Below are 19132 nucleotides of genomic sequence, written 5' to 3'. Positions count from 1 at the left end.
CCAGATGCCCCGTCGAGGCCGCGCGCGGCAGCCCGGCCGTGGCAATAGCATCCATGCCTGAGCGGAATGAGCGCGCGCCCGGCCCGGCATCTGGATGGCGGCCCGGACGTCGCCGGTCCGGTGACACATACGTATGCCGACCGGTCTCGTGGTCGCATCGCATGCTAGCCCTCGCCGGGACGGGGGAATGCGATGCGCGATACGAACATGGACGAGCACGCCGGAACCGGCGCGAATGCCGACCGATATTATCGGCCGGAACTCGACGCGTTGCGCTTTTTCGCGTTCCTGCTCACCTTCGTCTGGCATCGGATGGCGCATCTCCCGACGGATCGCGTGGCCGATGCCTGGGCATGGCGGCTGGGCACGATCGGCGCTTTCGGATTGCCGGTCTTCTTTCTGCTCAGCGCCTTCCTGATCACCGAATTGTTGCTGCGCGAGCGCGACCGGATGGGCGGGGTCGATATCGGTGCCTTCTACATCCGCCGTATCCTGCGTATCTGGCCGCTTTATTTCGCTGCCTTCTATTTCCTTGTGATCCTCGATTTCGCAGTGCCTGGTGTCGGCACGCGCGACCCGCTGGCATGGCTGGCGTTCAGCCTCTTCGCGGGCAACTGGTACGTCACGATCCAGGGCTGGATCGCCGCGCCGATCGACCCGCTGTGGAGCATTTCCGTCGAGGAGCAGTTCTACCTGGTCATTCCCGTGCTGATCGCGAAGGGGGGCCGCCGCGCATTGATGGCGGCGGCCGTGCTGATGCTGATCGGCGCCTATGTCACCATCGGCATCTATGCCTGGCGCCCGTTACCCGGCGACCAGGGTCAATGGACGAACAGCTTTTTCCAGTTCCAGTTCTTCGCCGCCGGGGTCGTGCTGGCGGTGCGGTTGCGCGGGCAGCTGCCGCGGCTGGCCGCGTGGATGCGCCGGGGGGCGTTCATCCTCGGCTTCGCCTGCTGGCTGGTCGCCGTGGCAGTGTTCGACGTGCGCAGCTGGGACCCCCAGCCGAGCTTTGCCGGCGCATTTGCGGGCTGGCTGCTGGTGCTGGTCGGCACGCTCCTCTTTTTCTGCGGCACGCTCGGGATCGACGCGCAGGCGGTTCCGAAATGGCTGACCTATCTGGGGCGCATCTCGTTCGGGCTCTACGTGATCCATTCGCTGCTCTTCGTGCTGATCTTCGACAAGGCGCTGCCGTGGCTGGCGCTAAGCACGCGGAGCCTGCCCGTGAACGCCGGTGCGACAGCCGCCGTGCTGCTGCTGAGCATCGGCGCGGCACATCTGTCGTTCCGCTATTTCGAACGGCCGATCATCCGCCTCAAATCCCGGTTCACCTATGTGCGGGCGCGCGAGGACGCGTGAACCCCAGATGGATCGCGGAGCGGAACCTGGTGCCGGCGCACGGCAGGCCGATCTGGCCGAGACCCCGCGTCAGGGCGTGTCGGGCGCGCTGAGGCGATAGCCGACGCCGGGTTCGTTGGTGATGAGCAGCGGCGCGGAAGGATCGGCCTCGAGCTTCTGGCGCAGGTTGCGGACGACGATGCGGAGATAATCGAGCTGCCGCTCATGCGCCGGGCCCCACACCTCGCGCAACAGGCGGCCATGGGGAATGACGCGATCGGGCTGCGCGGCGAGGCGGGCAAGGACCCCATATTCCTTGGGCGTCAGATGCACCTCGCTGCCCGCGCGGCGGACGCGGCGATGCACCAGGTCGATCGCCACGTCACCGACGGTCACATGTTCGCGCTCGGCACTGGCGGACAGGCGGTGGCGCAGGGCGGCGCGAATGCGCGCCAGCAATTCCTCGGTATCGAAGGGCTTGGTCAGATAGTCGTCGGCACCCAGATCGAGCGCGGCAACCTTTTCGGCGGTGTCGTTGCGGGCCGAGACGACCAGCGCCGCAGCGCCCGCGCGCTTGACCAGCTGGACGAGCTCGAGCCCGTCGCGATCGGGCAGACCGAGATCGAGCAGCACGGCATCGGGCTTGTCGATTGCCAGCGCCGACAACCCCTCGCGCGCGGATGCGGCCTCGACAACGACGTGGCCCCCGCGCATCAGCGCGGCGCGCACGAGCCGGCGGATCGCCGCATCGTCCTCGATCACCAGAATGCGTGTGGTCTGCCCCATGCCGCCGGGATTAGGGTCGCCGCCGGCCTGCGTCGAGGGCGAGGTTGAGTTCGAGCACGTTGACCACGGGTTCGCCCAGCACGCCGAGCAAAGGGGATTCGACGTGCGCCATGACCAACGCGCGCACTTCCCCGACCGGCAAGCCCCGCGCCGCGGCCACGCGCGGTGCCTGGAACAAGGCCGCCTCGGGACTGATATGGGGGTCGAGCCCCGAGGCGGAAGTGGTCACCAGATCGGCAGGAACGGATGAACCTGGTGATGGCTGAAGCGTGGCGACGTCGGCGCGGACCCGGTCGGCAAGCGTCCTGCTGGCCGGGCCGAGGTTGGACCCGGACGAGGCGGTCGGGTCGTAGCCCTTGCCCGCAGCGGACGGGCGGCCATGGAAATAGCGCGCGCCGGTGAAGGCCTGGCCGATCCGCGCGGAGCCGACGACCCGGCCACCGTCGCGGATCAGGCTGCCGTTTGCCTGCGCGGGGAACAGCGCCTGGCCGATGCCGGTGACCGCCAGCGGATAGGCCAGCCCGAGGAGCAGCACGAACAGGAGGGTGAGGACGAGCGCGGGACGCAGCGCGGTCTTCATATCGGTGAGCATGACAGGGTTCCTCAGGCGAGGTGAAGGGCGCTGACCGCGAGGTCGATCAGCTTGATGCCGATAAAGGGCGCGACGAGCCCGCCCAGGCCGTAGATCGCGAGGTTGCGGGCGAGCAGCGGGCCCGCCGCCATCGGCCGGTAGGTGACGCCGCGCAGCGCGAGCGGCACGAGCAGCGGGATGATGACCGCGTTGAAGATGACCGCCGACAGGATCGCCGAGCGCGGGCTGGCCAGCCCCATGACATTGAGCACGCCGAGCGCGGGATAGAGCGCGACGAACATCGCCGGGATGATCGCGAAATATTTCGCGACGTCGTTCGCGACCGAGAAGGTAGTCAGCGCCCCGCGCGTCATCAGCAGCTGCTTGCCGAGCCCGACGATCTCGATCAGCTTGGTCGGATCGCTGTCGAGGTCGACCATGTTGCCCGCCTCGCGCGCGGCCTGGGTGCCGGTGTTCATCGCCACGCCGACATCGGCCTGCGCCAGTGCCGGGGCATCGTTGGTGCCGTCGCCGCACATGGCGACCAGCCGCCCGTCCTGCTGCTCGCGGCGGATCAGCGCGAGCTTGTCCTCGGGTGTCGCCTCGGCGAGGAAATCGTCGACCCCCGCCTCCGCGGCGATGGCTGCGGCGGTCAGCGGATTGTCGCCGGTGATCATCACCGTTCGGATGCCCATCTGGCGCAATTCGGCGAAGCGGTCGCGCACCCCGGCCTTGACGATGTCCTTGAGCGCGACAGCACCTAGCAGGCGGCCATTCTCGACCACGGCGAGCGGTGTCTGTCCCGCGCGCGCGACTTCTTGCGTGATCCGCTTGAGCTCGCCGGCCCCCGCCGCGTCGGCGGGCAGCGCCTTCAGGATCGAATCGACCGCGCCCTTGAGGACGGTGCGATCGCCGATCCGCACGCCCGAACTGCGCGTCTGAGCGGTGAAGGCGATCACCTCCGCATCGGCGGACAGCGTGGCGGACAGGCCGTGCCGGTCGCGCGCGAGAACGACGATCGACCGACCCTCCGGCGTTTCGTCGGCAAGGCTGGCGCGCAAGGCCGCGTCGGCAAGCTCGGCCTCGGTCACCCCGCCCAGCGGTCGGAACGCGTTCGCCTGGCGGTCGCCGATGGTGATGGTGCCGGTCTTGTCGAGCAGCAGCACGTCGATATCGCCCGCCGCCTCGACCGCGCGGCCCGACTTGGCGAGCACGTTGAACCGCACCAGCCGGTCCATCCCCGCGACCCCGATCGCCGACAACAGGGCGGCGATCGTCGTCGGTATGAGCGTGATGAGCAGCGCGCACAAGAGCGCGACCGGCACCGCGCCGCCGGCATAGGCGGCGAAGGCCGGGATCGTTCCGACCGCGATCAGGAAGATGATCGTCAGGCCGACGAGCAGGATGGTCAGCGCGATCTCGTTGGGCGTCTTCTGCCGCTCGGCGCCCTCGACCAGGGCGATCATGCGATCGAGAAAGCCCCGTCCGGGATCCTGGGTGACGCGCACCTTGATCCGGTCGGAAATGACGCGGGTGCCGGCGGTGACGGCGGAACGGTCGCCGCCCGCTTCGCGGATGACGGGCGCGCTTTCACCGGTGATCGCGGCCTCGTTGACGCTTGCCACCCCCTCGATCACCTCGCCGTCGGCGGGGATCAGGTCGCCGGCCTCGACCAGCACGACATCGCCGCGCTCGAGCCGTTGGGCGCCGACGAGGCTCCAGGTCTCGCCGACCCCGGTGAGCCGCTTGGCCTGGAGGTCCGCCTTGGTCGCGCGCAGCGATGCCGCCTGCGCCCGCCCGCGCCCTTCGGCCAGCGCCTCGGCAAAGGTGCCGAACAATACGGTCAGCCAGAGCCAGACGATCAGCTGGACCTGAAACCCGACGGGGACAGGCTCGCCGCCGATGGCGAGCAGGACGGTGAGCAGCAGCGCGACGCCGGCCGTCACGAACATCACCGGATTGCGGACGAGCTGGCGCGGATCCAGCTTGCGAACGGCGTCGCGGCCCGCCGGGAGCAACAGCTGCGCCGAGAAGATCGAGGTCGGGGCGGTGGTCATGATATCCCCCTCAGAAAAGCTGGCCGCGGATCATCGCGAGGTGATCGGCGACGGGACCGAGCGCGAGGCCCGGCAGGAAGGTCAGCCCGCCAAGGATCAGGATGACGCCGACGAGCAGCCCGACCCACAGGCCGCCCGTCGTCGGAAACGATCCCGGCCCGGCCGGCATGTGCTTTTTCGCCGCGAGGCTGCCGGCGACGGCGAGCGCGGGCACGATGACGAAGAACCGCCCCAGCCACATCGCGATGCCGAGCAGGGCGTTGTAGAAGGGCGTCCCCGCGCTGAGGCCGGCAAAGGCGGAGCCGTTGTTGCCCGCGGCCGAGCTGAACGCATAGAGGATTTCGGCAAAGCCGTGCGGACCCCGGTTGAGCGGCCCGGCGAGCCCGGCCCCGGTCACGCTGGCGACCGCCGTCAGGCCAAGGATGCACAGCGGCAGCACCGCGATCGCCAGCACGGCCAGCTTCACCTCGCGCGCCTCGATCTTCTTGCCGACATATTCGGGCGTGCGGCCGACCATCAACCCCGCGACGAACACCGACAGGATCGCGAACAGGAGGAAGCCATAGATGCCGGCACCGACGCCCCCGACCACGATCTCGCCCAGCTGGATGTTGAACAGCGGGACCAGCCCGCCCAGCGGCGTGAAGCTGTCGTGCATCGCGTTGACCGCGCCGCAAGAGGCCGCGGTGGTGACGACCGCGAACAGCGCCGAGGCGGCGATGCCGAACCGCGTCTCCTTGCCCTCCATGTTGCCGCCCGGCACGCCGAGCTGGTGCAACACGGGATTGCCGTTGCTTTCCGCCCAATAGGCGGCGGTCACGCCGGCCAGGAACAGCACCGCCATCGCGCCGAGGATCGCCCAGCCCTGACGCGTATCACCGACCGCCTTGCCGAAGGTCCAGGTCAGGCCGACGCCGATCGCGAAGATCGACAGCATCTGGACGAGGTTGGTCAGCGCGGTCGGATTCTCGAACGGGTGCGCCGAATTGGCATTGAAGAAGCCGCCGCCATTGGTGCCGAGCATCTTGATCGCTTCCTGGCTGGCGACAGGGCCTACGATCAGCGTCTGGCGCGCGCCCTCCAGCGTCGTCGCGTCGATCGCGGTGGCAAAGGTCTGCGGCACGCCGCTGGCGATCAGGAACACCGCGTAGACGACCGAAACCGGCAGCAGCAGGTAGAGCGTGACGCGCGTGATGTCGGCCCAGACATTGCCGACGCTTTTGGCCTCGCGGCGCGCAAAGCCGCGGAACAGCGCGAAGGCGACCGCGATGCCGGTCGCGGCGCTCAGGAAATTGTGGAGGGTGAGGCCGAGCATCTGGCTGAGGTTCGACAGCGCCGCCTCGCCCGAATACCATTGCCAGTTGGTGTTGGTGGTGAAGCTGATCGCGGTGTTCATCGCGCCGTCCGACCCGAGCCCGGGCAGGCCGCGCGGGTTCATCGGCAGCACGCCCTGCAGCCGCAGCACCGCATAGGTGAACAGCAGCAGGACGAGGTTGAACAAGACGAGGTGCAGCGCATAGCGCCGCCAGTCCTGCTCGGCATCCGGGTCGATGCCCGCCAGCCGGTAGAAGCCCTGCTCGACCGGCCCGAGCACGCGGTGGAGCGGAGTCCGCCGCCCTTCGTAGAGCGCGAACAGCCATTGCCCGACCGGTTTGGCCGACAGCGCGAGGACGACGACGAAAAGCGCGATCAGCGCCCAGCCCTGGAGGGTCATGTGCGGCCTTTCAGAAACGCTCGGGCCGGATCAGCACGGCGACGAGATAGATGAGCAGCGCAAGCGCGGTGAACCCGGCGATGATCAGCGGCAGCGGATCGGTCTGGGGCATCGGTCAGGCCTCGTCGCACAGCCGGACGAAGGCGAAGGTGAGCAGGCTGAGCCCGCCCAGCAGAGCGAGCCAGAAGATGTCGGCCATGGGGCGTCCTCGCGTCAGCCGCCCGTGGGTGGCGGCATCCGGGGAGCTAGACCCGCCTGGCATTAAGTTTCGCGGGCGAAAGCGCGCCGACCGCATTAAGATTCCATAGCGTCGGCGGGTTGGCGTGGACGCCGCCCCCAGGCCGCCGCTAGACCGGCGAACGATGGCCGATCCCGAACGCCCCGATCCCGATGCGCTGTTGCGGCTGGCGCGGCGCGAGCAACGCGGGCGGCTGAAGATCTTTCTCGGTGCGGCGCCCGGTGTCGGCAAGACCTATGAGATGCTGCTGGAGGGTGCGGCGCGCCTGCGCAGCGGCGTGGATGTCGTCGTCGCGGTCGTCGAGACGCACGGGCGGGCGGAAACCGAGGCGCTGCTCGCGCCGTTCGAGGTGATCGCCCGCCGCACGATCGCCTATCAGGGCCACGCGCTCGCGGAGATGGACCTCGATGCGGTGCTCGCCCGGCGGCCGGCGCTCGCGCTGGTCGATGAATATGCGCACACCAATGTCGAGGGCAGCCGCCACCCGAAACGGTGGCAGGATGTCGAGGAACTGCTCGACGCCGGCATCGACGTCTTCGCCACGCTCAACATCCAGCATGTCGAGAGCCTCAACGACGTCGTCGCCAGTTTTACGCGCGTGCGCGTGCGCGAAACCGTGCCCGATCGCGTGTTCGACGATGCAGAGATCGAGATCGTCGACCTGCCGCCCGACGAGCTGATCGAGCGGCTGAAGGACGGCAAGGTCTATGTCCCCGCCGAGGCGAGCCGCGCGCTCGGCCATTTCTTTTCAAAGGCGAACCTGTCGGCACTTCGCGAGCTGGCGCTGCGCCGTGCCGCGCAGAATGTCGATCGCGCCATGCTCGACCATCTCGACGCGCAGGCGCTGCCGGGCAAGTTCGCCGCGGGCGAGCGCGTCCTGGTCGCGGTCAACGAGCTGCCCGGTGGCGACGCCATCGTGCGCGCCGGCAAGCGGCTCGCCGACGCGCTGCGTGCCCCGTGGCAGGCGGTCCATATCGAAACGCCGCGCAGCAGCCATTTCGCCGATGCCGACAAGCGCCGCGTGGCAGAGGCGCTTGCGCTCGCCGCGAGCCTGGGCGCGACCGCCGTCACCGTTCCGGCCGAAACGGTGGCGGAGGGGCTGCGCGCCCAGATCGACGGGATGCGCGCGACGCAGCTGGTCATCGGCAAGTCGACGCGCAGCTGGTGGTTCACGCTGCGCCACGGATCGGTCGTCGAACGGATGCTGCGCGAACATGCCGGTCTGGCGGCGCACGTCATCCCGGTCGCGACCGACCCGGTTGCCCGGCCGTCCCGCGTGCGAACGGCGGACATCGGCCGCGGCCGCGACTATCTGATCGCCGCGCTCACCGTTGCGGCGACGGTGCTGTTCGGCCGGCTCGCCGTGCCGATGATCGGCGTCGAGGGGGTCGACCTGCTCTTTCTGCCCACGATCGTGATGGTCGCCGCACGGACATCGCTCGGCCCGGGCATTTTCGCGGCCTTCGCAGCGGGGCTGGCCTATAATTTCTTCTTCCTGCCGCCGCTCTACACCTTCACCATCGCCAATCCGCAGAGCGTGCTGACCCAGTTCGTGCTGATCGGCGTCGCGTTGTTCACCGCCAACCTGTCCTGGCGGCTGCGGCGGCGCGCGACGCTCGGCACGCGCAGCGCGCAGGAGAATGCGGCGATCGCCGCGTTCGGCCAGTCGCTCGCCCGCGCGTCGGATTGGCAGACGACCAGCACGGTGATCGCCGACGAGATTGCGCAGCTGCTCGGCCTCGCCGTCGTCGTGCTGGCGCGGGTCGAGGGCGAGATCGTCCGCCGCGCGGCATCGCCGGAGAGCGTCGGCGCGCTGACGCCGCTCGACCGCGCCGCGGCCGCCTGGGCGTTCGACCGCGGCGAGCCCGCCGGGATCGGCACCTCGACCCTCGTGGCGTCCGACTGGCAGTTCCACCCGCTCAAGACCAGCCTGGGCGTCCTCGCGGTGGTCGGCATCGCCAGCCCGGAGGGCGGCGCGCCGCTGACCGCGGATCGCGCGGTCCTGCTCGCGACGCTGCTGGGGCAAGCCGCGCTGGCGCACGAGCGGCTGAAGCTCGAGGACCAGGTGCGCGAAGTGACCGTGCTCAAGGAGCGCGACCGGCTTCGCGCGGCGCTGCTGTCGTCGATCGGCCATGATCTGCGCACGCCGCTCACCTCGGTCACCGCCGCCGTCGATGCGATCGGGGCAGCGCATCCCGGCGCGCCCGAGGTCGCGACCGCGCGCACCGAAGTCGCCCGGCTGCGGCGGGTCCTCGACAACCTGCTCGACATGGTGCGGATCGATACCGGCGCGCTCGAGGTGCATCCCGAACCGCTCGACCTGACCGATGCGGTCGCCGCCGCGGTGCACGACCTGAAGAGCGTGCTCGACGGCCACCCCATCGACCTGCAGGTGCCGCCCGACCTGCCCCTGGTCCGCGCCGATCCGGGGCTGCTTCACCATGTGCTGATCAACCTGCTGGCCAACGCCGCCGTCCACGGCGCCGAGCAAGGGCGGATCAGCGTCATCGGCCGACGCACGCCCGATGCCATCATGCTGATCGTGCGGGACGAGGGGACGGGCCTGCCGCAAAGCCCGCCCGACGCCATTTTCCAGACCTTCGTGCGCGGGACGGGGTCGGACCGAAAGGGCGGCAGCGGCCTGGGCCTTGCGATCGCGAAGGGGTTCGCGGACGCAATGCAGGTCGGGATCGAGGCGCGCAACGCGCAGGGCGGCGGGGCCGAATTCGGATTGCGGTTTGAGGTCGCAGCACCCGGCGAGCCGGCCGAGGTGCCAGGGGAGCGGTCGAGCGGGGCGTGATGGTGCCGCCGGGCATTAGCGGCGGCCGCCCGGCACCCAAGGGCGGATGCCGCCGCCCCTCTGCGCGCGGCGTGTCGACTACCGCTTCGGCTTGCACGTTCCGGCCCGATTCGAGGCACGTCATCGGCAAGGCCAGTCTCGCGCGCCGGCGCCGGCGTCGACGCCGGCGGGAACGGCGCGCCGGGCGCCGGGGCGTGGAATGAGCCCTGCGCCGCCGGCGACGCGCCCCTGGGCAAATCGGCCGAGGGCCATCGGCCTTCGGCGCCCCCGGTCAGCCGCAACGTCCAGTTGCTGCGATTGCAGGTGAACCAAGCAGCAGGGACGTGGCGGGAAAGATGATTTGATGCCGTTAATTGCTTCCCGGTGTCATTTCAGACCGGTATCGCGCACGCACCTCACGTCTCAGCACCTTGCCCACCGGCGACAGCGGCAATTGATCGACGATTTTCAGGCTCTTGGGTGCCTTGTACGGCCCGATATCGTTGCTTACCGCTCGAAGAAGTGCGGCATGATCGATCGTACTGCCCGGTCGCGCCACGATTTCGGCATGGATGGCTTCACCCCATTCTGCATCAGGCAGACCGACAACTGCGGCCATCACCACGTCCGCCTGCTTCAGAAGTGCGGCTTCCACTTCGACTGCATAGACGTTGAAGCCGCCGGTGATGATCATGTCCTTCTTGCGGTCGACCAGATAGACAAAGCCTTCATGGTCCATCCGGCACAGATCGCCCGATTTCCACCAGCCGTCGATGATCTCCGCCGCGCTGGCATCCGGATTGGCATAATAGCCCGCAATCACGCCCGGATGGCGAATCCACAACTCGCCGACTTCGCCTGTCGCAACGTCGCGGCCATCGTCGCTGACCAGCCGGATTTCCACACCGGGACAGACCAGGCCCGCGGAGGACAATCGCTCGCAATCGCGCTCGGTGTCCGCGCGATGCCACTCGCGCGGCAGCCACAGCCCAGGGCCGATCGCTTCGGTCGCGGCATAGAATTGGACGAGGATCTGTCCGAATGCGCGGTGCAGATCGGCCAGCTTCGCCGCCGCCATCGGTGCCGCGCCGTAAATCAGCGTCCGCAGCGAACCGAGGTCGCGGGGATGCGCCGCCTGCATCTCGGCCAGGCGATACAGCAACGTCGGCACCAGAAAGCTGAGCGTCGCGCGATATTTCTCGACATTGGCGAGCCACAGCGTCAGGTCGGCGCTGTTTTGAGTGATGTTGCAGCCGCCGGCCATGAAGGTGGGCAACAGCACCATCATCGTGCCGTGACTGAGCGGCGTGACATGGATCGCGCGGGTGGCGCTGTCGAAGGGTGGCGAGGACAATGCCGCCATCCCCTCCCACGTAAAGGCGAGGTTCGCCCAGTCATACATCGCGCATTTCGGCACGCCGGTGGTGCCACCCGTGAAGCGGCAGAAGACCGCCTCGCCCCGCGCCGCAATGGTGCGGCGGGTCGGCGTCGCCGGCATCGCTTGCACTTCGGGCCAGAAACCGATGACGCCGTTCGCCGCATCGCCCGGATGATCGAAGACGATCACGGCGACGTCGCGGGCGCGCAGCGCGTCGCTGTACCGGGGCAGCATCGCCGCCTCGATGAACACCGCGCGCGGCGCGACATAATCGACGATGCGAAGATGCTCGTCGGGCGTATCCCGGAAATTGCAGAACACCGGCGTCGATGCCGCCTTCAGGAACGTCCAGACATGCATCAGGCTGAGATTGTCGTTGTCGAGGATCAGCAGGTAACGATCGTCGCGGCCCAGCCCCAGCCTTTGATCGAGGAAATTGGCGATGCGATTGGAGAGCAGGTCAAGCTCGGCAAAGCTGTAGCGACGGTCGCGCTCGCTGTGGATCAGGGCGTCCGCGTCGCCGCGCGGTTCAAACACGCCGGCCATCAATGCCGCGACATCGATCTGCGCGTCAGAAAGCTCGGACACCGGTCAATCCCCTGCCAATGATGAGTTGCTGCAATTCGGTGGTGCCTTCCGGCATCGTCGCCATGCGTGCGTTGCGAAACAGCCGCTCGATCCCGGTATCGACGGCGATCCCGTTGCTGCCGTGAATCTGGACCGCGTCGCTGGTCACGCGCACGCCGGCTTCGGTGGCGTAAAGCTTGGCCATCGCCGCTTCCACTTCGCCACGCCCGCCCGCGTCGATGATGGCGAGCGCGCGCCAGCACAGCAGCCGCGCCGCGTCGACCTCCACGGCCATGTTGGCGATCTTCGCCTGGATCAGCTGATGCGCAGCGATCGGCTTGCCGTGCTGGACCCGAGTCTGTCCGTAGCTGATCGCGCGATCGAGTGCCGCGCGCGCCACCCCGACCGATGCCAGGCCCACCAGTGGACGGGCCGCCGCGAAAAGCGTGGCAAAGGTGCGCAGTCCTTGGCTGCCGTGAGTCAGGCGGCGTGCCTCCGGAACCCAGGCTCGATCGAAAGTCAGTTGCGCCGTCGACGTTGCGCGCCAGCCCAGCGTCGCAATCTCCCGCGCGGAAAACCCGTCGGCGCGTTCGACCAGGAACAGGTCGAGATCGTTCGCCGCCGGCCCGACCCGGGCGAGGCACAGGTTCAGATCGGCATGGCCGCCGTTGGTGATCCAGATTTTTTCGCCCGTCAGGCGATAGCCGCCGGCGCAGGGCTCGGCCCGACACGCGATCTCGGCGATGTTCGATCCCGCACCGGGTTCGCTGATGCCGATCGACGCGATCCGGCGCGCGGTGATCAGGTCAGGCAGATAGGCGCGCCGTAAGGGCTCGGGTGCGATCGCATCGATCAGGTTCGCCGCCATCGACTGGATGAACGCGGCTCCCGCAAAATCCATCGACACCGCCGCCAGTTCCTCGAACAGCAAGCCGAAACTCAGCCAGTCGAGACCGTCGCCCCCATGATCGGGCCGCACCTTGCCGCCGCACATGCCAAAGGCCGAACAGGCACCGAGCCAGTGCGCGAGCGCGTCGCGCGTGACCAGCCGGTCGCCGGCATCCGTCACGAACGCCGCGAATTCGCTGCTCAGGAACCGCCGGAAACTGTCGACGGCAAGCCGCTGCTCCGCATTTGGCGCAAAGCCGATCCCGTCACCGGTCACATGGGACAGCGGCGCGGCCGGGGCGTCGATCATCGCGGCGTCAGGCGGGCCGCGGCATCGACGCGAAGCGTGGTGCCGTTGATATAGGGGTTGTCGATCACGTGACAGGCCAGCCGCGCAAATTCCTCGGCATGGCCCATGCGCTTGGGGAACACGATCATGCGGTCGATCATCGCCTGGCGCACCGGATCGGGCAGCCCCGCGACCATCGGCGTGTCGAACAGGCCGGGCGCGATCGCGACACAGCGGATGCCGATGTCATGCAGGTCGCGCGCGATCGGCAGCACCATGCCGACCACGCCCGCCTTGCTGGCGGCATAGGCGGCCTGACCGATCTGCCCTTCGAACGCCGCGCCGGACGCGCAGCAGACGATGACGCCGCGCTCGCCATTCGCATCCGGCGAATGCGCTGCCATCTGTTCGGCGGCAAGCCGCAGGACGTTGAACGTGCCGGTCAGGTTGACGTCGATCACGCGTTGCCAGCGATCGATCGGATGCGCCACCCCCTTGCTCAGCGTCTTTGCCGAATCGCCGACGCCGGCGCAGGTAACGACCGCCGAACAGGGGCCGAGCCGGTCGAGACTGAGCGCGAGCGCGGCCGCGACCTCGGCCTCATCCGCGACATTGCAGGCGATACCGATCGCATCGCCACCAATACCCGCCGCGGCGGCCTCTGCAGCACGACCATCGCGATCGAGCAACGCCACCTTAGCCCCCGCCCGGGCGAGCGCCGTCGCCGTCGCCAGGCCAAGGCCCGATGCGCCGCCGCTGACCACTGCCACGCGTCCGGCGATGTCCATGTCAAAGCCCTTTTGCTGGTGCGGAAAGGATGGTGACGGCGCACACCGCTTCTTCGGCACCCAGGACGCCGCCGCCATTTTCGGCGATGCCGAACCGCGCCTGAGCAACCTGGCGTGCGCCCGCCTCACCGCGTAGCTGCGTCGCCAGCTCATAAATCTGGCCCAATCCGGTGGCCCCGATCGGATGCCCCTTTGCCTCGAGCCCGCCAGAGGGATTTACCGGGATGCGGCCGTCAATCCGTGTCGCGCCGCGCGCCGAATATGGCCCGCCCTCGCCGCGCGGACAAAAGCCGAGATGCTCGATCTGCATGATTTCGCCGACCGCGGTCGCATCATGCACCTCCGCAAGCGACATGTCGCCCGGCCCCATGCCGGCGGCGGCGTAGGCGTCATGCGCGGTCAGCGCGGAGATATGCCGGTCGAGGTCGCGCGGATCGCGATCCACGCCGCTGCGCAGCGCCGTCCCCTCAATCGCCAGCGCCCGGCCGCAAAGCCCCCGCCGCCGTGCGACGGCGGGGGAACAGACGATCGCCGCGGCCGCCCCGTCGCTGACCGGCGCGCACATCGCCACCGTCAACGGATAGGTGACACCGCGCGCATTCAGCACCTCCTCGACGGTCATGCCTCGCCGGTACTGCGCGTGCGGGTTCAGCACGCTGTTCTGGTGGTTCTTCGCGGCGACGGCGGCGATCTGTTCGATCGTGGTGCCATATTCGCGCATGTGCATCCGGCCCAGCCCGGCATAGACATCCATGAACGGGCTGTATTGCGCCATGCCGGTGAAGTCGTCCGGCACCGTCACGCCATTGCCCAGCGCGGCCATATCGGCAATGGTCTGGTCGATGCGCGTCACGTCCATGCCGCCTTCGAACACGCCGGCCATTTTGCCGCGGTCCTCGAACACCATCTTCTCGACCCCGACCGCCAGCGCGATGTCGCATGCGCCGGCACGCACGGCCTTGGCCGCTTCGATCAGCGCGGTCGCCCCGGTCGCACAGGCGTTTTCGACATTGACGACGCCGATGCCCTCGAAGCCCAAATGGCGCAGCACCACCTGGCCGCGAATGCTGCCCTGGCCCTCGGTCGCGCCCTGGGTCGCGTTGCCGAAATAGACCATCTGGATGTCACCGATCGACAGCGCCGCATCCGCCAGCGCCAGCCGGATCGCCTCGCCCGCCAGATCGCGCACCGGGCGGGTAAGGTGCCGGCCGAACTCGGTCATGCCGACTCCGATGATCATCGGCTTTGACGCAGCGTTCATCGCGCAACTCGCCGATTTGCCGCGGCGTTGAACCGAGGTGCGCGCTTCTCGGCAAAGGCTTGCAGGCCTTCGGCAAAATCGTCCGAATCCAGATGCGCGGCGAACGCCTCATATTCGGCGTCCAGCATCGCCTCATCGCCCGCACAGCTTGCGTGGCGCGCCAACCGTTTGATCGCGGCGAGGGCCGTTGCGCTTTTTGATGCGACGTCGTGCTCGATGCGTGCGAGCAGCCCGGGAAAATCGGCGGCCGGGGCGATCTGCTGGATCAGGCCGAGTTCCATCATGCGCGCCGCCGGCATCAGCGCGCCCGTGCACAACAGGTGCATCGCGGCATGATAACCGATCCGCGTCGGCAGCAACGCGGCGCCGCCGGCACCCGGGAACATACCGAAATTGGCATGCCCATCGCCGATCATCGCGCCATCGACCGCAACGATGATGTCGCACGCAAGCGCCAGTTCCAATCCCCCCGCGATCGTCAGCCCGTTCAAGGCCGCGACCACCGGCTTGGGAAAGTTGCGGATGGCGTTGTAGACCCGGCCCGCGCGGTCAACGAACGCGGCGATGCCCTCCGGGCCCGCCTGCATCGCGTGGTGAAGGTCGGCACCCGCACAAAATGCGGCTCCGGCGCCGGTGATCGTGACCACCCGGACGGCGGGGTCTGTCGCTGCCGCGCGAAACGCCTGGTCGAGCAGGTCGAGCATCGCTTCATCCACGGCGTTGCGCCGCCCCGGCCGGTTGAGGGTGAGGCGCACGCCGCCGTCAAACTCGGTCACCAACACCGGGGGAGCAACGTCTGCCATGGTCACGCCTCCCTCCTCTACGTCAGCACATTATATCTACCTAAGCATATAATTATGGTTCGCTACAAGCTTATTGTCGGCGCGTGTCGGGTTCAGCCGCTGCGGACGGATCAGCGCGCGGTGCGTGTCGGGATCAAGGGGCCAGCGGCAACTGGATGGCGATGGCAATTGTCGATCCGACCCCGACATAGAAGGCAGCCGACCGCAAAACGCGAACGCCCGCCAGATAGAGGGCCGCATGGGCAATCCGCGCCGCGAGGAATATCGCCGAGGCCTCGACCGTGACCGGATTGGAAATGCCGGCAAGCTGGGCGGCGACCACCACGGCCGCGAACGGAACCAGCGCCTCGATCAGATTATGGTGCGTTCGCACCGTGCGACCGACCAGCCCCGGCAGCGGCCCGTCGCCCTCACGATTATCGCGCAATGCCGCGCCGCCAAACCTGAAGAAATAGGCGACGATCGTCAGCAACGACAGGCCGAGCGTCAGCAGCCCGGCCAGCGCCAGCATTTTGAGCTCAATCGCCACGCTTGACGCTCGGCCGGAGTGACATGGCGACCGAGATGAACAGGCCCACGCCGATGCCCCACAGCAGCCAGCCGCCACCCAGCGCGACGATTGCGGGGTCCGGGCCGTAGATCGCCGACTGGAACCAGGCGATGGCGATGCCGTCGCAAAGGGTGGCAGTCGCGGAAACGATCGCGACCGGCACGACCGTCGCGGCCTTCGGATAGCCGACCGACCAGCGCGCGAGCAGCACCGCCGGCAGGATGAACGGAACCGCGAGGCCGTAAAGGAGCGGCAGCCACACCCCCTCGAACACACCCATCGGACCGAGATGCTTGATGAACAGTGCGGCGAGATACCATTCCACCACACCCTGGAACAGCAACACACAAGTCGCCACAGGCGTCAGCGCGAGGCCGCGCGCGTCCCAAACGCCGCCCCGGCCGGTCGTTTCCTTATCCTGCGTCTGCATCTGAACTCGCCCCCCAATAATGTAGCACACGCTACATAAAGCATCTGGCGGCGGTCATCAATGCGTTCGGGCGATATCTCACCGCGCGGATCAGGCGGTGTCGAACAACAGGATCGGCTTGATCGCCGAGCCGTCGCACGATGCCGTGGCGGCAGCATTGATTTCGTGGAACGGAAAATGCGTGACCAGCCGCTCGACCGGGAAGCGTCCTGCCGCGTGCAGCGCGATCAGGCGCGGGATCAGCAGGTCGGGTTCGGCGATGCCGGTGGGAAAGCCGCGTACCGCCACCCCCATCAGGGCGAGCTGCAGATGGTCGAAGCGAACTTCCTGTCCCATCGGCCCGATGCCTAGCAAGCCGCAGGTGCCGCCCGCGCACAGGCAGTCCGCGGCTGCCCGGGCGACATCGGCAACGCCCGTTGCTTCGATGCTGAAATCAACCCCCGTCGGCACGATGGCGCGAACCGCCTGCGCCAGCGGCACATCGCCCGCCTGGACGACATGGGTCGCACCCAGCTCGCGCGCGAGCGCCAGTCGCTGCGCGTTGCGATCGATGGCGATGATCGTGGTGCAACCCACCGCGACCGCGGCCAGCAGCGCCGCAAGTCCCACTGCGCCGGCACCGAAAATGGCGATCGAGCTGCCGATTTCGGGCTTGAGCCCGTTGAGCACCGCGCCCGCGCCGGTCAGCGTGCCGCAGGCAAATGCCGGAGCCAGCCGCAGGTCGAACCCGGGATCGATCGGCGTCGCATTGCGCTCATGCGCCAGGGCGTGCGTGGCAAAGCTCGATTGCCCGAAGAAGCGCCCGTTCAGCCGTTCGCCCGCCGCGCACAGCCCCGTTGACCCGTCCGGTCGGCATCCGCCCAGATTGAGCCCGGTGATATGCACGCAGAAGTTCGATCGCCCGGCCGCGCATTCGCCGCACTGGCCGCAGCTCAACCGGCTGAGCACGACATGATCCCCGACGCTGAGCTTGGTCACCGCCGTGCCGACGGCCTCGACCACGCCGGCGCCCTCATGGCCCAGCACGATCGGCAGCGGGATCGGCAGGATCTGGTCGCGCGCGCCGATGTCGGAATGGCAGATACCCGATGCGACCATGCGCACCAGGACTTCATTCGCCCGCGGCGCTTCCAGCTCGACCTGCTCGATCTGGAAGGGGGCCGATTTCGCGCGGGTGACTGCCGCCGTGATTTCCATGTGAAGAACCTTTCCCGCTCAGGGCGCGCCGACCTGCGGACAGATCACCACCTGCGTTTCAAGATATTCGTTGAGTCCCTCCGGCCCCAGTTCGCGGCCCACGCCCGATTGGCCGAACCCGCCGAACGGCACGTTCGCATGCAGCCCCAGCGACGCGTTGACATAGACCGATCCGACGCGAAGCCGGCGCGCGAGCGCGGTGCCGCGCGCGGGATCGGCGGTCCAGACCGAACTCGACAATCCAAATTCGGTATCCTGCGCAATCGCGATTGCTTCGGCTTCGCTGTCATAGGGGATCACGCAAATGGCCGGGCCGAAAATCTCCTCACGCGCGATCCGCATGGCGTTGGTCGCCCGGGCATAGACGGTCGGCTCAACGAAATAACCGATGTCGCGATCGCGAACCCTGCCGCCGCCGGTCGCGACGACCGCGCCTTCGCGTGATGCGATGTCGCTGTACGCGAGCACCCGGTCGCGATGCGCGGCGTTGATCATCGGCCCCAATGCCGTCGCCGGATCGTCGGGATCGCCGATCGGCAACGCCCGCGCGCCGGCGACCAGCAGCTCGACGATTTCATCATGGCGACGGCGGGGCACCAGGACACGGCGCTGCGCGATGCACGCCTCGCCATTGTTGAGCGCCAGCCCGATTACGGTCAGGCCCGCCGCCAGCAACTCAGCGGGCGCGTCATCGAGCACGATCGCCGCGGCATTGCCGCCGAGTTCCAGTGCGTAACGCCGCATCGCCGGCGCACAGGCGGCAGCGATCGACTGCCCAATCCGGGTGCTGCCGGTAAACGCGACCATGTCGATATCCGGGTGCGCGCACAGATGCGCACTGCCGGGGGTATCGGCGACCACCAGGTTGAACACGCCGGCCGGCAGGCCCGCGGCTGCAAAGGCTTCGGCAACCAGAAATGCGTGCAGCGGGGTTTCCGGCGATGGCTTGAACACGACCGAAGATCCCGCCGCCAGCGCGGGCCCGATCTTGCTGAAGGCGGCGAGCAAGGGCACGTTCCACGGCGCGATCGCCGCGACGACCCCGACCGGCAGCCGCTGCACCGTCGCGGTTCCGCCCGGAATCGCGCGGTCTTCGACAAAGGCGGTCGTGCGGATCAGATCGGCGTAATAGCGAACGAACCCGATCGCGTGATCGACATGCAGGATGGGGACGATCTGTCGTGGCAGCCCGGTTTCGGCGATCAGCAGATCGGCGATGGCGTCGCGCCGATCCACCAATTCGTCGCAGACGCGATCAAGCGCGGCTGCCCGCTCGACGGCCGGCAGCATCCGCCACGCGCCACTGACGAAGCTCCGCCGGGCGGCGGCAACGGCACGATCCACGTCGCGCGCGTCACCGATCGCAACCGATCCGACCGGCCTTTCGGTCGCCGGATTGATGACGTCGATAGAGTTCGTCTCGACCGCATCCGCCCACGCGCCGTCAACATAGAACTGCGTGCAATCGCGCGTCATTCTCTGCCCCTCCGACCCATCGGTC

The 19132-nt window shown here is 68.2% G+C and carries 17 protein-coding genes; 2 read left to right on the top strand and 15 right to left on the bottom strand.

The window, feature by feature from the left end; genetic code table 11:
* Positions 1-192 precede the first annotated feature (192 nt).
* Positions 193-1356 (top strand): acyltransferase, encoded by a 1164-nt coding sequence (locus tag GO308_RS11210; RefSeq protein ID WP_240885477.1) that lies wholly within the window; start codon positions 193-195, stop codon positions 1354-1356.
* Positions 1357-1425: 69 nt separating this feature from the next.
* On the opposite strand, the gene GO308_RS11205 is transcribed toward GO308_RS11210, so the two are convergent.
* Genes GO308_RS11205 through GO308_RS11180 form a run of 6 tightly spaced genes read right to left on the bottom strand, consistent with a single transcriptional unit; the run spans position 1426 to position 6725 of the window.
* Positions 1426-2121 (bottom strand): response regulator transcription factor, encoded by a 696-nt coding sequence (locus GO308_RS11205; RefSeq protein ID WP_240885476.1) that lies wholly within the window; start codon positions 2119-2121, stop codon positions 1426-1428.
* A gap of 10 nt (positions 2122-2131) precedes the next feature.
* Positions 2132-2713, bottom strand: coding sequence for a potassium-transporting ATPase subunit KdpC (kdpC, locus tag GO308_RS11200; protein ID WP_066483128.1), 582 nt, complete (start codon positions 2711-2713; stop codon positions 2132-2134).
* Between the two features lie 11 nt (positions 2714-2724).
* Positions 2725-4749 (bottom strand): potassium-transporting ATPase subunit KdpB, encoded by a 2025-nt coding sequence (gene kdpB / locus GO308_RS11195; RefSeq protein WP_240885475.1) that lies wholly within the window; start codon positions 4747-4749, stop codon positions 2725-2727.
* Between the two features lie 10 nt (positions 4750-4759).
* The gene (gene kdpA / locus GO308_RS11190; RefSeq protein WP_240885474.1) at positions 4760-6463 is read right to left on the bottom strand and encodes a potassium-transporting ATPase subunit KdpA; all 1704 of its coding nucleotides are present in this window, start codon (positions 6461-6463) and stop codon (positions 4760-4762) included.
* Positions 6464-6473: 10 nt separating this feature from the next.
* Positions 6474-6575, bottom strand: a complete 102-nt coding sequence (gene kdpF, locus GO308_RS11185) for a K(+)-transporting ATPase subunit F (protein ID WP_066547786.1) — start codon at positions 6573-6575, stop codon at positions 6474-6476.
* 3 nt (positions 6576-6578) lie between these two features.
* Positions 6579-6725, bottom strand: a complete 147-nt coding sequence (locus GO308_RS11180; protein WP_156454170.1) for a hypothetical protein — start codon at positions 6723-6725, stop codon at positions 6579-6581.
* 100 nt (positions 6726-6825) lie between these two features.
* Here GO308_RS11180 and GO308_RS11175 point away from each other — a divergent pair, with 100 nt between their 5' ends.
* A complete protein-coding gene (locus GO308_RS11175) occupies positions 6826-9501 on the top strand; it encodes a sensor histidine kinase KdpD (protein WP_240885473.1) in 2676 nt (891 codons plus the stop codon).
* A gap of 349 nt (positions 9502-9850) precedes the next feature.
* On the opposite strand, the gene GO308_RS11170 is transcribed toward GO308_RS11175, so the two are convergent.
* The 9 genes from GO308_RS11170 to GO308_RS11130 all read right to left on the bottom strand — a co-directional run bounded on the left by GO308_RS11170 (position 9851) and on the right by GO308_RS11130 (position 19107).
* Entirely contained in the window at positions 9851-11446 is a 1596-nt protein-coding gene (locus GO308_RS11170; RefSeq protein WP_240885472.1) for an AMP-binding protein, read from the bottom strand.
* The gene (locus tag GO308_RS11165) at positions 11430-12623 is read right to left on the bottom strand and encodes an acyl-CoA dehydrogenase family protein (protein ID WP_240885471.1); all 1194 of its coding nucleotides are present in this window, start codon (positions 12621-12623) and stop codon (positions 11430-11432) included. Before GO308_RS11165 ends, GO308_RS11170 begins: the two co-directional genes overlap by 17 nt.
* Positions 12620-13390 (bottom strand): SDR family NAD(P)-dependent oxidoreductase, encoded by a 771-nt coding sequence (locus GO308_RS11160; RefSeq protein WP_066547778.1) that lies wholly within the window; start codon positions 13388-13390, stop codon positions 12620-12622. Before GO308_RS11160 ends, GO308_RS11165 begins: the two co-directional genes overlap by 4 nt.
* A 1-nt stretch (position 13391) precedes the next feature.
* Positions 13392-14651, bottom strand: coding sequence for a thiolase family protein (locus GO308_RS11155; protein ID WP_240885470.1), 1260 nt, complete (start codon positions 14649-14651; stop codon positions 13392-13394).
* The gene (locus GO308_RS11150; RefSeq protein WP_240885469.1) at positions 14648-15454 is read right to left on the bottom strand and encodes an enoyl-CoA hydratase-related protein; all 807 of its coding nucleotides are present in this window, start codon (positions 15452-15454) and stop codon (positions 14648-14650) included. Before GO308_RS11150 ends, GO308_RS11155 begins: the two co-directional genes overlap by 4 nt.
* 133 nt (positions 15455-15587) lie before the next feature.
* A complete protein-coding gene (locus tag GO308_RS11145; protein ID WP_240885468.1) occupies positions 15588-15965 on the bottom strand; it encodes an MAPEG family protein in 378 nt (125 codons plus the stop codon).
* A 7-nt stretch (positions 15966-15972) separates the two neighbouring features.
* Positions 15973-16434 carry a hypothetical protein gene (locus GO308_RS11140; RefSeq protein WP_066483148.1) on the bottom strand — a complete coding sequence of 154 codons (462 nt, stop codon included), beginning with the start codon at positions 16432-16434 and terminating at the stop codon, positions 15973-15975.
* Between the two features lie 90 nt (positions 16435-16524).
* On the bottom strand, positions 16525-17631 hold the full coding sequence (locus GO308_RS11135) for an NAD(P)-dependent alcohol dehydrogenase (RefSeq protein WP_240885467.1): 1107 nt from the start codon (positions 17629-17631) through the stop codon (positions 16525-16527).
* Between the two features lie 18 nt (positions 17632-17649).
* On the bottom strand, positions 17650-19107 hold the full coding sequence (locus tag GO308_RS11130; protein WP_240885466.1) for an aldehyde dehydrogenase family protein: 1458 nt from the start codon (positions 19105-19107) through the stop codon (positions 17650-17652).
* Between the last annotated feature and the right edge of the window lie 25 nt (positions 19108-19132).

Origin of the sequence: Sphingomonas sp. SFZ2018-12, assembly GCF_022496715.1 — a bacterium.
Classification (GTDB): domain Bacteria; phylum Pseudomonadota; class Alphaproteobacteria; order Sphingomonadales; family Sphingomonadaceae; genus Sphingomonas.
The sequence above is the reverse complement of the archived record's forward strand: the minus strand, read 5'-3'. Positions and strand labels throughout refer to the sequence as shown.

Coding starts and splice junctions, on each gene's coding strand:
- GO308_RS11210 (WP_240885477.1), top strand. CDS start 193: ATGCGCGATACGAACATGGACGAGCACGCCGGAACCGGCGCGAATGCC.
- GO308_RS11205 (WP_240885476.1), bottom strand. CDS start 2,121: ATGGGGCAGACCACACGCATTCTGGTGATCGAGGACGATGCGGCGATC.
- kdpC (WP_066483128.1), bottom strand. CDS start 2,713: ATGCTCACCGATATGAAGACCGCGCTGCGTCCCGCGCTCGTCCTCACC.
- kdpB (WP_240885475.1), bottom strand. CDS start 4,749: ATGACCACCGCCCCGACCTCGATCTTCTCGGCGCAGCTGTTGCTCCCG.
- kdpA (WP_240885474.1), bottom strand. CDS start 6,463: ATGACCCTCCAGGGCTGGGCGCTGATCGCGCTTTTCGTCGTCGTCCTC.
- kdpF (WP_066547786.1), bottom strand. CDS start 6,575: ATGCCCCAGACCGATCCGCTGCCGCTGATCATCGCCGGGTTCACCGCG.
- GO308_RS11180 (WP_156454170.1), bottom strand. CDS start 6,725: ATGCCAGGCGGGTCTAGCTCCCCGGATGCCGCCACCCACGGGCGGCTG.
- GO308_RS11175 (WP_240885473.1), top strand. CDS start 6,826: ATGGCCGATCCCGAACGCCCCGATCCCGATGCGCTGTTGCGGCTGGCG.
- GO308_RS11165 (WP_240885471.1), bottom strand. CDS start 12,623: ATGATCGACGCCCCGGCCGCGCCGCTGTCCCATGTGACCGGTGACGGG.
- GO308_RS11160 (WP_066547778.1), bottom strand. CDS start 13,390: ATGGACATCGCCGGACGCGTGGCAGTGGTCAGCGGCGGCGCATCGGGC.
- GO308_RS11155 (WP_240885470.1), bottom strand. CDS start 14,651: ATGAACGCTGCGTCAAAGCCGATGATCATCGGAGTCGGCATGACCGAG.
- GO308_RS11150 (WP_240885469.1), bottom strand. CDS start 15,454: ATGGCAGACGTTGCTCCCCCGGTGTTGGTGACCGAGTTTGACGGCGGC.
- GO308_RS11145 (WP_240885468.1), bottom strand. CDS start 15,965: ATGCTGGCGCTGGCCGGGCTGCTGACGCTCGGCCTGTCGTTGCTGACG.
- GO308_RS11140 (WP_066483148.1), bottom strand. CDS start 16,434: ATGCAGACGCAGGATAAGGAAACGACCGGCCGGGGCGGCGTTTGGGAC.
- GO308_RS11135 (WP_240885467.1), bottom strand. CDS start 17,631: ATGGAAATCACGGCGGCAGTCACCCGCGCGAAATCGGCCCCCTTCCAG.
- GO308_RS11130 (WP_240885466.1), bottom strand. CDS start 19,107: ATGACGCGCGATTGCACGCAGTTCTATGTTGACGGCGCGTGGGCGGAT.